We start from the raw sequence: 11,300 nt of genomic DNA, 5'->3' as shown, positions 1-11,300 counted from the left end.
AAGGCGGACGAGGTGGTGAGCGCGCTGGGACTCGAACCCAGGACCTACTGATTAAAAGTCAGTTGCTCTACCGGCTGAGCTACGCGCTCGGATCGCGGGCTTCTGCGTATCCGTCCCGGCGGGCCGGGTCAATAGAGCCGGGCCGGGGCCGCCTTCATGTCGCACCGCTCAAGCCAGGGCCGCCAGCGCCCTTGCGCCTGCGTCCGGCTGGACCATGGGCCAGCGGCGGAAATCGCCGTCGGCGGCCGTCGCGGCGTCGAGCAGCACCCGGTACTCCCGGCGGGGGACCTCGACCGCGCCGAAGCTGGCGAGGTGGGCCGTCACGAACTGGGTGTCGAGGAGGCGAAAGCCCCCCGTCCGGAGCCTGGCCACGAGATGCACCAGCGCCACCTTGGAGGCGTCGCGCTCGCGGTGGAACATGCTCTCGCCGAAGAACGCGCCGCCGAGCCGCACCCCATAGAGCCCGCCGACGAGGCGTCCGTCCCGCCAGGCCTCGACCGTATGGGCGTAGCCGAGGTCGAAGAGCGCGCCATAGAGCTCGCGGATGCGCGCGTTGATCCAGGTCTGCTTGCGGTCCGGCGCGGGAGACGCGCAGCCGGCGATGACGCCGTCGAAGTCCGTGTCGATGCGGATCTCGAACCGATCGCTGCGGACCGTCCGGGCCAAGCGGGACGGCACGTGGAAACCGTCCAGCGGGATCACCCCGCGTTCGCGCGGCTCGACCCAGTAGAGGGCCGGGTCGTCCGCGCTCTCGGCCATCGGAAAGATCCCGCACGCATAGGCGCGCAGGAGCAGCTCGGGGGTGATCTCCGTGTCCGCGTCTTGTCGCCGCGCCATCCGATACCGGCCCGTTCGCAGCCGCCCGTCGCGTCGCCGGCGATCAGGCGCCGCCCGTGACGTCCATTCCTCCGGTGGAGAGGAACTTCTCCAGCCAGTGAATATCGTAATCGCCGTTCTGGATATCCGGGTTCCGGACCAGGGCCCTGAAAAGCGGCAGCGTGGTCTCGATTCCGTCCACGACGAATTCGTCGAGGGCCCGGCGCAGCCGCATCAGGCACTCGTTGCGGGTCCGGCCATGCACGATCAGCTTGCCGACCAGCGAGTCGTAGTTCGGCGGGATCGTGTAGCCCTGGTACACGGCCGAATCGACGCGGACGCCGAGCCCGCCGGGCGGATGGAAATAGGCGATCCGGCCCGGGGAGGGCGTGAAGGTGGCGGGGTGTTCGGCGTTGATCCGGCACTCGATGGCGTGCCCGGAGAGCTGAACGTCCTCCTGCGCGAAGGAGAGCGCCGCGCCGGCAGCCAGGCGGATCTGTTCGTTCACCAGGTCGATCCCGGTGATCATCTCGGTCACCGGATGCTCGACCTGGATCCGGGTGTTCATCTCGATGAAGTAGAACTGCCCGTCCTCGTAGAGGAACTCGACCGTACCGGCGCCCAGATAGCCGAGCTCGCGCATGGCCTCGGCCACCGTGTCGCCGATCTGCGAGCGCATCTCGGCATTGAGGGCCGGGGAGGGGCCTTCCTCCCAGACCTTCTGGTGTCGCCGCTGCAGCGAGCAGTCGCGCTCGAAGAGGTGCACCGCGCCGCCGCGGCCGTCGCCGAGCACCTGCAACTCGATGTGCCGGGGCTTCTCGAGATACTTCTCCAGATAGACGGCGTCGTCCCCGAAGGCGGCCTTGGCCTCCATGCGGGCGGTCTGCAGCGCGTGGACGAGGTCGCCTTCGGTGCGCGCGACCTTCATGCCGCGCCCGCCGCCGCCGGCGGCGGCCTTCACCAGCACCGGGTAGCCGATCTCCGCCGCGATCCTGAGCGCGTCGTCATCCTCCGTGACGCCGCCCTCGGAGCCGGGCACGCACGGGATGCCGAGGCGCTTGGCCGTGCGCTTGGCCTCGATCTTGTCGCCCATGATGCGGATGTGCTCCGCCTTGGGGCCGATGAAATGGATGTTGTGGCTCTCCAGGATCTCGGCGAAGCGCGCGTTCTCCGACAGGAAGCCATAGCCGGGATGGACGGCGTCCGCGCCGGTGATCTCGCAGGCCGAGAGGAGAGCCGGGATGTTGAGATAGCTGTCGCGGGCCGAGGGAGGGCCGATGCAGACGCTCTCGTCGGCGAGGCGCACATGCATGGCGTCCGCGTCGGCCGTGGAATGGACCGCCACGGTGGCGATGCCGAGCTCCTTGGCGGCGCGCAGGACGCGGAGGGCGATCTCGCCGCGGTTGGCGATGAGGATCTTGTCGAACATCACTCGATGACCAGCAGGGGCTCGCCATATTCCACGGGCTGGCCGTCCTCCACCAGGATGGCCGTCACCGTGCCCGCCCGGGGGGCGACGATCTCGTTGAAGGTCTTCATCGCCTCGACGAGCAGGATCTTCTCGCCGACCTTCACCACCGAGCCCACTTCGACGAAGGCCTTGGAGTCCGGAGAGGCGCGGCGATAGGCGGTGCCCACCATCGGCGACGTCACGGCGCCCGGATGGGGCCCGGCGGCCTCCCGGTTCACGCCAGGCGCGGCGGCGGGAGCGCCGGCCGGCGCGGCCGCCAGGATCGGCGCGGGAGCCGGAGCGCTGTACTGCATGACCGGCGCGGCGGCGACCTGCCGCGCGACCCTGATCCGCAAGTCGCCCTTCTCGACCTCGATCTCGGTGAGATCGCTGTCGGACAGCATGGTCGCGATCTCGCGGACGAGCTTGGGGTCGATGGCTTGGTCCTTGGACATGTGTCTGGTCAACGCCTTTGCTTCAGGTGCCCGCCCGATCGGCGACGCCCCCGTCCGGACGCCCGCATGGGCGACGGCGAGAGCCGAGCTTCCTCTGGCGCCCGCCAGGGGCGGGCCTTGGTCGTCGGCCTTGCGGCATGCGCAAACCGCGCCAGCGAAACCGACGCGTCGTCATAACCGCTTGTGCGTGTCAGGGGAAGCGCGCGCCGTTCGGCGGCGCGCCTCGTCAACAGGGGCGTGGCCGGGGCGCAGGCCTGTTCAGCAGGCCGCCTTGCCGCACTGGCGCACATTGGCGACGGCGGCGCGGAGCGGCTCGACCCCCTGGGACCCGAAGATGATGTCGTCGCCCACCACGAAGGCTGGCGTGCCCTGCAGCTTCAGGGTGTCGGCGACCTTCATCGTCTCTTCCACGGCGGCGCGCGTCTCGGCGCTCTCGACGTCCTTGGCGAGCCGGACCGGGTCGACGCCGAACTCCTTAGCGACCGCGATGGCGCGCTCCTTGCCGACCCTACCCTTCGATTCCAGCAGCTTCTGGTGGAAGTCGAAATATTTATCGCCCTTGATCTGGTTCTTGGCCGCGACGGCCACGAAGGATGCCTCGACCGAATCGGGACCCAGCACGGGGAAATCGCGGATCACGATGCGGAGCTTCGGATCGGTCTTGGCCATCTCGCGCATGTCAGCCAGCGACTTCTTGCAGTAGCCGCAGTTGTAATCGAAGAACTCGACGAGCGTCACGTCGCCGCTGGGGTTGCCGAGCACGATGTTGCGCGGCGACTGGATGAGCGTCGCCGCGACCTGCCCGAGGGCCGACTTGGTGGCGACCTTCTCGGCCTCCTTCTGCCGGCGGTCGAGCTCGACGAGCGCCTCCTGGATCACCTCCGGATTCTCCAGGAGGTAGGAGCGCACCATGTCGCGAATCGCGTTCTTCTGCTGCTCGGTGAAGTCGACGGCCTTGGATTGAGCCATGCCGGCGACGGGCGCGAAGGCGAGAGCCGCCGCGAGGGCGACGCCCGCGATCGAGCGGCAGGTCGGGAGGACGGCGGTCAGCAACATCGGGATCTCCTCGTCGGGGCCAGGTCGGTCCTGGCGCCCTGCGGTCTTGCGTTCCGCCATCCTTACGGACTTTTCGGCGGGCGCGTGTTCAAAATGTCGTCGGCTTTGAGCCAGCCGGGCGAATTGGGCGGCAATTGCTCCTTGGCGCGGCTGGCCTGGGTGGCGGCCGCATTGTAGTCGCCCTCGTTGAAATAGGCCTGCGCGGCCGCATAGGCGGCCATGCCCTCGTTGCCCCGGATGGCGTAGGCGCGCGATAGGTGGCGCCACCCCTCCGCTCCCTCGGGCTCGCGCTGAACGGCGTTGGACAGCTCCCGCACGGCTTCGTCCGCCGAGCCTCGCGCCTCGGTCGCCACCAGGGCGTGGCCCAGCAGGACGCGAATCGGCGTCGCGGCCGGCGCGAGAGCCACCGCCTTGCGCAGGATCGGGATGGCTTCCTGCGCCCGGCCGAACTCCAGAAGGATCTGGCCCTTCAGCTCCCACAGATAGGGGTTGGCGCTCTCCTCCCGGATCAGCGCGTCGACCTGCGACAAAGCCTCGGGCAGCCGCTTGTACCGGTAGGCGACGATCGCGCGCGCGTAGCGGGCCGGGCGCGACATGTCCGAGGCCGGGTAGCGGCGGCCGACCTCCTCGGCCTTAGCCATGAAGCCGAACAGCTTGGCCTTGGCCATGTCGTGGCGGGCCTGGAGGGCGGGCGAATCCTTGGCGTCGAAATAGGGGCTCTTGTGGGCGAGCACGTCGAGATTGGCGATGCGCTCGTTCGGCATCGGGTGGCTGACGAGATAGGGGTCGATGCTCGACGTCTTGAACATCGCGTCCTGGTTGAAGCGCTGGAAGGTGTCCAGCATCCCGCGCGGCGATTGCTGGGTGGCCGAGAGGAACCGCACGGCCATGACGTCGGCGGCCTGCTCCTCCGAGCGCTGGTAGGACAGCAGGCTGCGCTTGACCAGTTCCTGCGAGCCGACCGCGATGCCCATCGCGCCGCCGCCGGCGTTCCCGACCCGGTCCCGCGAGGAAGCCGCGCCGACGACGGCGCCCGCGCCCAGAAGCATCCCGGCGATGGCCAGGATCTGGGCGTTGGCGAGCTGCTCGCGCAGGCGCTGCAGGTGGCCGCCCGCGATGTGCCCGGATTCATGCGCGATGACGCCGATGATCTCGTTCGGCGTCTTGGAATCCATGATGGCGCCGACATTGATGAACATGCGCCGGCCGTCGGCCACGAAGGCGTTGAACGACCGATCGGACACCAGGATGATCTGAACCGCGCCCTTGCGGATGTTGGCGGCCTGGAAGATCGGCGTCGCATAGTCCCGCAGCAAAGCCTCGACCTCGGCGTCGCGGACGATCGACTGGCGCGCGCCCTGGGCGGCGGCGAGCGTCGGCTGCATCGCGGCGCCGGCCGCCGCCGCCAGCGCGAGCATCGTGCGGATCGGGCGAGCGGTCCGGCCGCGGGCTGGCGAGCCGGGAGCCTTGCTGATAGGGGAACGGCGGACGAAACGAAGCATCGGGCCCTTTGCCTTTCGGCGCCCAACTTACGGATCGAGACCGGGCGGTCAATTCGCCGGGCTCCCGCTCCGCGAGGGCGCGCCGCATGTGCCTGCAGAACACGGCGACCCCATGGCGGACAGCTCTCACCTCCCATCCCGCACGTCCACGCCGCCGGGCGGCGATACGCCCCGCAGGCCCGCATCGGCGCGCGTGGGACCGCCGCACCTCGCGCCCTCGGCGCGCAGCGACGTCGAGCCCTTCCTGGCGATGGACGTGCTCGGCGCGGCGAACGCCATGGAGGCGGCCGGCCGCAGCGTCCTGCACATGGAGGTGGGGCAGCCCGGCGCGCCGGCGCCCCGCGCCGCCCTGGACGCGGCTGCGGCCGCCCTCGCCAAGGGCCGCATCGGCTACACGGAGGCGCTCGGCATGCCGAGCCTGCGCGAGCGCATCGCGCGGCACTACCGGGACGCCTACGGGATCGCTGTCCCGGCCGACAGGGTCGTGGTCACCACGGGCTCGTCGGGCGGCTTCATCCTCTCGTTCCTGGCGATGTTCGATCCCGGGGACCGCGTGGCGATCAGCGCTCCGGGCTACCCGGCCTATCGCAACACGCTGAAGGCGCTGGGCGTCGAGCCCGTGGAGATCGAGACGCATGCGGCCATGGGCTGGGCGCTCACCGGGGAGGCGGTCGCGAGGGCCCATGCCGAAAAGCCGCTGCGGGGCGTTCTGGCGATGAGCCCCGCCAATCCGTCGGGCGTGATGATGAGCCGCGAGGCGCTCGCCGATCTCGGGCGCGCCTGCCGCGAGCTCGGCCTCTGGTTCATCTCGGACGAGATCTATCACGGGCTGACCTATGACCGGCCGGCCGACACCGCGCTGGCCTTCGACCCGGACGCGGTCGTGATCAACAGCTTCTCGAAATATTACTGCATGACCGGCTGGCGGGTCGGCTGGATGGTCGTTCCCGAGATCCTCGCGCGGCCAATCGAGCGGCTGGCGCAGAGCCTGTTCATCTCCGTGCCGCAGCTGAGCCAGATCGCGGCCGAGGCGGCGTTCTCCGCGGTGGACGAGCTCGAAGCCGTCAAGGCCGGCTACGCCCGCAACCGGGCGATGCTGCTGCAGGAGTTGCCGCGGATCGGCCTGCCGGATTTCCTGCCGGTCGACGGGGCCTTCTACGTCTATGTGGACGTCGGCCGCTACACCAACGACTCCATGGCGTTCTGCCGCCGCATCCTGGACCAAACCGGCGTTGCGGCGACGCCGGGGCTGGATTTCGACCCCGGCCGGGGCAGCCGCTACATGCGGCTCTCGTTCGCCGGCGCGGAGGAGACGTGCCGGGAGGCGGTGAGGCGGCTGGAGGCGTTCCTGCAAGCCTGAACGAGCGTAGCGCCGACCGGCCTGGCGGTGGCCGATGCGATCGAAACCAGGGCGACGCAGACGCCCGCCAAGACATCGACGAGGTAATGGCCTCCCACCGGTATGGCCGAAAGCGTGATGAGAGCCGCCAGGGCGGCCAGAGGCAAGCGCAACAGGCGAAGCTGGGAAAGGGGCCAAAGCGCCCAGACGAAGAGAATCGCGCCAGATGTGTGGAAGGACGGCATCGTGGCCACACCGATCAGGACCCTGAAGTCTCGGAGATCGCCAGCCCTGAGAAGATCCACGACCGCAGCGGAGCGGTGCGGAATCTCCAGGCTGATCGCGCCGATCTGGTCCGGCAGCCCAAGAAAGGGCGGCGCTGACACGCAGGGCGCGATCAGGCTGCCGATCGCCGTGAGATTGAGCGCGACGAAAAACGACCAGGCGACGCGATCGAGATGATCGCGATCGGCCAGGATCGTGACGGCGACCAGAGTGATCGGAAGCCCGACATCAAAGCACTGGTACGCCAGCATCAGCAGCGATGACAGGAGAGGTTCTGCGGCGATGCTTCCTACGAGGCCGAGCCAGTCGAAGCCAAGAGCCGCGTCGGCGCGGAGCATCAGCCCATCTCTCAATGGCAGGCCGGCGGCGGCGCCGACCATCGTCGAAACGATTCCGAATGCGGGGATGCCGCCGAGGTAGAGGATGCAGCTGAAGAACTTCTTGAGATGACCAGGGCTCAGCACATAGGCCAGCGCCGCCGAGGCCATTCCGGCGTAAAACATCGCCGGAACGGCGCTCAGTTGGAACCCGAGATCGCGGGCCAGCACGAGCCATAGAACGGTTAAGACCAGAACGATCAGAACATTCGGCACTGGGGGCACTCAAAGTGGTTGAGCCGCTCAACGTCGGTTTGCGTCGATCAATTCACCTCTTACCATTTGTCGCCTAACGGATTCTGTTCTTCCTGGCCAAATCAGCGGGCCCGCCGCAGCGATTCGGCGCGAACGACCCGCGCTCGCCAGCAACGGCGGCTCCGACCGATCACGCCGAACGCGCGCAAAAAGTAAGGGGCCCCACACAGGAGGCCCCCACGGATCGTCGCGTCTTTCGGGTCCGATCAGCCGCCGGAGATCGCCGACTTGGCCTTCGCCCACCAGCCCGCCTTGCGGGGGGAGGCCGGCTCGGCGCCGATCACGACCGGTTCGGTGGTGATGGGCTCCGGCGCAGGCTCGGGAGCGGCCACAGCGGCCATGATCGGCTCGGGGGCCCGGGCGGGCGGGGCCGCCGGCTCCGGAGCGGCCGGAGGCGTGACGGTCTCGGCGGCCGGCTCGGCCTCGGCGGCCGGCTCGGACTCGGCGGGCGCTTGCGCCGCAGCCTCCGCGGCGGCCGCCTCGGCTGCGATCGACGCCTTCGTGCGGCGCGGCGCGCGGGGCTTGCGGGCCGGCTTGGCGGGCGCAGCCGCGGCTTCCGCCGACGCATCGGCGGCGGCTTCCACCGCAGCCTCGGACGCCAGCGTCACGGTCTCTTCCTCCGCGCCCGACACGACGTCGTCCGCCTCGGCCCGGTCGCCGCGCAGGCGACGCCCGCCGCGACGTCCCCGACGACGGCGGGCTCCGCCCTCGTCCTCGGCGCTCGGCACGGTCAGGCCAGCCTCCGCCTCGTTCAGGGCGAGATCCTGCGCGGTCTCGGCGTCCGCCGCGAGCCTCTCTTCGGGCTCGAAGGTGTGCGTGCCGCCGAACGGCGCGCCCGACACGTCGGGCTGCGGGGCGTCGATCGGCATCGGGGCCCGGTCGGAGCCGAAAGCCTCCGAACCGAACGCCTCCGGGCGACCCTCGCCGCCGCGACCGCCGCGCCGCCGACGGCGCCTGCGACGCCGCCGCCCGCCATTCTCGCCGCCCTCGGAGTCGGCGCGCGCATCGTCGGGCCTCGGCCCGCGGTCCTGGCGGGGACCCCGTTCGCCGCGGTCTCCCCGGTCGCGATCCTGGCGAGGAGCGCGCTCCTCGCGCTCCTGCGGGGCGGCCTGGGCCTCCAGGACCTCCTCGTCCTCGTCCTCCTCCGCCTCGACTGCGTCGTCGAGCTCGTCCTCGGGCATGTCGACGCTGTCGACATGGACGGCGGTCATCACGACCGGGCGCGGGTTCAGGATCTGCTCGCCGCGCTCGATGGCGAAGGCGTGCGAGCCGGTATGCGTATCGTCGGACAGGATCGTGATGTCGACCCCGAACCGGTCCTCCAGGCCGCGCAGATGGCTGCGCTTCTGGTTGAGGATGTAGAGGCACACCTCCGTCCGGGTGCGCACGAGCAGATGGTGGCTGTTGCTCTTGATGAGCATCTCCTCGACGGCCCGCAGCACGTGCAGGGCGATCGAGGGCGTCGCCCTCACGATGCCGGCGCCCGCGCAATGCGGACAGGGCACCGTGGAGCCCTCGAGCACGCCGGTGCGGATGCGCTGGCGCGACATCTCCATCAGGCCGAAGGCCGAGATGCGCCCGACCTGGATGCGGGCGCGGTCGTTCTTCAGCGCGTCCTTGAGGCGCCGCTCCACCGTTCGGTTGTTCCGGTTCTCCTCCATGTCGATGAAGTCGATGACGATCAGGCCGGCCAGATCGCGCAGGCGCAGCTGCCGGGCGACCTCGTCGGCCGCCTCGCAATTCGTCTTGAGCGCGGTGTCCTCGATATTGTGCTCGCGCGTGGCGCGGCCCGAGTTCACGTCGATGGCGACGAGCGCCTCGGTCTGGTTGATGACGATGTAGCCGCCCGACTTCAGGGTGACCTGGTTGGAGAACATGGCGTCGAGCTGCGCCTCGACGCCGAACTTGGCGAAGACGGGCTGCGGATCGCGGTAGGGCTTAACGTTCTTGGCATGGCTCGGCATGAGCATGCGCATGAACTCCTTGGCGTCGCGATAGGCCGCTTCGCCGGCGACGAGCACCTCGTCGATGTCCTTGTTGTAGAGGTCGCGGATGGCGCGCTTCACCAGCGAGCCTTCCTCATAGACGAGCGCGGGCGCGCTGGACTTGAGGGTCAGCTCGCGGACCGTCTCCCACAGGCGCATCAGATATTCGAAGTCGCGCTTGATCTCGGTCTTGGTGCGCGAGGCGCCGGCGGTGCGCAGGATGACGCCCATCCCGTCCGGCACGTCGAGCTCCTGGGCGACGGCCTTCAGGCGCTTGCGGTCGACGGCGTCGGTGATCTTGCGGGAGATCCCGCCGCCGCGGCCGGTGTTGGGCATCAGCACCGAGTAGCGGCCGGCGAGCGACAGGTAGGTCGTGAGGGCGGCGCCCTTGTTGCCGCGCTCCTCCTTGACGACCTGCACCAGCAGGACCTGACGGCGCTTGATGACTTCCTGGATCTTGTACTGGCGGCGCGACGGGCGCGGCCTCTCCGGCAGCTCCTCGAGGGCGTCGCCCGCGCCGACCTGCTCGATCACGTCGTGGCGTTCGCCGCGGTCGTCCGAGCCGCCGTCGCCGGAGGGCCGCTCGTCGCGCTCGTCGGAGTGCTCGTCCCCGGCTTCCTGCCCGGACCGGTCCTCGGCGTGCTCCTGGTCGTCGCCGCCTTGGTCGCGATCGTCGCGGTCGTCGTGTTCGTCGGGGGAGGCGACCTCCTCGGGGTCGTCGCGCTCGGCGCGGACCGGGGGCTCCTCGGTGGCGGCCGACGGGTCGAATTCGCCCGCGTCGACGGCCGGAGCGTCTTCGGCCACCGTGGCGTCGCCGCTGTCCCCGCCGGACCGGCGCGCCGACTTGCCCTTGGGGCGGCGCCGGTTGCGGCGGCCGTTGTCTTCCGCCTCGTCGTGGTCGCGCTCGTGGCGGGCTTCCTCCTCGATCAGCGCCTGCCGGTCCGCGACGGGGATCTGGTAGTAGTCGGGGTGGATTTCGCTAAAGGCCAGGAAGCCGTGCCGGTTGCCGCCGTAATCGACGAACGCCGCCTGGAGGGACGGTTCGACCCGGATCACCTTGGCGAGATAGATGTTCCCGCGGAGCTGCTTCTTGTTGGCGGACTCGAAATCGAACTCTTCGACTCGGCTACCGCGGACCACCACGACCCGGGTCTCTTCCGGGTGCGAGGCGTCGATGAGCATCTTGTTGGCCATGAGGATCTCTCATTGGCGCTGCTCCCGTAGGCCGGCCAGTCTTGTCGAAAAAAACGTAAGCCGTGCGCCCGTGTCGGGCGGCGGCGGAACGGGGGCGACAAGCGAACGGACGGAACGGGCCACAACGCGCAGTTGTTGCCGCAAATGGGCGTGGGTTGAACATGCGCTGAAGGCCGTGGGGCGGATTCGGAGCCGACGGAGCGCTCCCGGCCGTCCTTCGACGGCCGCGGTCTGAAGCTCTCGACGGGTCCGGAGCTGTCTGCTCACGCCACGACCTCGACACCTTTTTCGGGGCCGACGATTTCGATGAACCTCGCGAGAGGGACCCTATGTCGGCCTGGGCGCCTCGACGGGGGGACCGCGTGCGAGGCATTCTGGCGTCACGCTGCCGAGGGTGTCTCCGGAAAAACTGCAACCCGGTCAGCGCGGAGGCCTTGGGCGGCAAGAACCGGTTACGGTGCGGAGCCTCGGGAAGCGAGGAGCCCGTCCGTGCGACGCGGAGACGTGACACTCTCCTCTTAAGGGTGAAACCCTGCCCTACGCAAGCATTTATGCACGGTGTGACCGCACCGCAACATGGCCGCCG

General features: G+C 69.5%; 8 protein-coding genes and 1 tRNA gene. 1 reads left to right on the top strand and 8 read right to left on the bottom strand.

The window, feature by feature from the left end:
• Positions 1-13: 13 nt before the first annotated feature.
• The 6 genes from ACYVO7_RS12180 to ACYVO7_RS12155 form a co-directional block, all read right to left on the bottom strand.
• A tRNA-Lys gene (locus tag ACYVO7_RS12180) sits at positions 14-89 on the bottom strand.
• 79 nt (positions 90-168) lie between these two features.
• Positions 169-837, bottom strand: a complete 669-nt coding sequence (gene aat, locus ACYVO7_RS12175) for a leucyl/phenylalanyl-tRNA--protein transferase (protein ID WP_460450091.1) — start codon at positions 835-837, stop codon at positions 169-171.
• Positions 838-880: 43 nt separating this feature from the next.
• On the bottom strand, positions 881-2,245 hold the full coding sequence (gene accC, locus ACYVO7_RS12170) for an acetyl-CoA carboxylase biotin carboxylase subunit (RefSeq protein ID WP_460450090.1): 1,365 nt from the start codon (positions 2,243-2,245) through the stop codon (positions 881-883).
• Positions 2,245-2,721, bottom strand: coding sequence for an acetyl-CoA carboxylase biotin carboxyl carrier protein (gene accB, locus ACYVO7_RS12165; protein ID WP_460450089.1), 477 nt, complete (start codon positions 2,719-2,721; stop codon positions 2,245-2,247). The genes accC and accB overlap by 1 nt, the downstream gene beginning before the upstream one ends.
• Before the next feature lie 258 nt (positions 2,722-2,979).
• Positions 2,980-3,777, bottom strand: a complete 798-nt coding sequence (locus ACYVO7_RS12160; protein WP_460450088.1) for a DsbA family protein — start codon at positions 3,775-3,777, stop codon at positions 2,980-2,982.
• Between the two features lie 62 nt (positions 3,778-3,839).
• Positions 3,840-5,195, bottom strand: coding sequence for a M48 family metalloprotease (locus ACYVO7_RS12155; protein ID WP_460450087.1), 1,356 nt, complete (start codon positions 5,193-5,195; stop codon positions 3,840-3,842).
• 334 nt (positions 5,196-5,529) lie between these two features.
• On the opposite strand from ACYVO7_RS12155, the gene ACYVO7_RS12150 reads away from it, so the two are divergent.
• Positions 5,530-6,639, top strand: a complete 1,110-nt coding sequence (locus ACYVO7_RS12150; RefSeq protein WP_460450293.1) for a pyridoxal phosphate-dependent aminotransferase — start codon at positions 5,530-5,532, stop codon at positions 6,637-6,639.
• Here the strand turns inward: ACYVO7_RS12150 and ACYVO7_RS12145 are convergent.
• Positions 6,558-7,496 carry a phosphatase PAP2 family protein gene (locus tag ACYVO7_RS12145; protein ID WP_460450086.1) on the bottom strand — a complete coding sequence of 313 codons (939 nt, stop codon included), beginning with the start codon at positions 7,494-7,496 and terminating at the stop codon, positions 6,558-6,560. The genes ACYVO7_RS12150 and ACYVO7_RS12145 overlap by 82 nt on opposite strands.
• Before the next feature lie 245 nt (positions 7,497-7,741).
• Positions 7,742-10,714, bottom strand: coding sequence for an Rne/Rng family ribonuclease (locus tag ACYVO7_RS12140; protein WP_460450085.1), 2,973 nt, complete (start codon positions 10,712-10,714; stop codon positions 7,742-7,744).
• Positions 10,715-11,300 lie beyond the last annotated feature (586 nt).

The organism is Alsobacter sp. SYSU BS001988 (assembly GCF_054796215.1).
This window is presented reverse-complemented; position numbering and strand designations above follow the sequence as displayed.

Bases quoted from the DNA above. Each gene is read 5' to 3' on its own strand.
- aat (WP_460450091.1), bottom strand. From the start codon at position 837: ATGGCGCGGCGACAAGACGCGGACACGGAGATCACCCCCGAGCTGCTC.
- accC (WP_460450090.1), bottom strand. From the start codon at position 2,245: ATGTTCGACAAGATCCTCATCGCCAACCGCGGCGAGATCGCCCTCCGC.
- accB (WP_460450089.1), bottom strand. From the start codon at position 2,721: ATGTCCAAGGACCAAGCCATCGACCCCAAGCTCGTCCGCGAGATCGCG.
- ACYVO7_RS12160 (WP_460450088.1), bottom strand. From the start codon at position 3,777: ATGTTGCTGACCGCCGTCCTCCCGACCTGCCGCTCGATCGCGGGCGTC.
- ACYVO7_RS12155 (WP_460450087.1), bottom strand. From the start codon at position 5,195: ATGCTCGCGCTGGCGGCGGCGGCCGGCGCCGCGATGCAGCCGACGCTC.
- ACYVO7_RS12150 (WP_460450293.1), top strand. From the start codon at position 5,530: ATGGACGTGCTCGGCGCGGCGAACGCCATGGAGGCGGCCGGCCGCAGC.
- ACYVO7_RS12140 (WP_460450085.1), bottom strand. From the start codon at position 10,714: ATGGCCAACAAGATGCTCATCGACGCCTCGCACCCGGAAGAGACCCGG.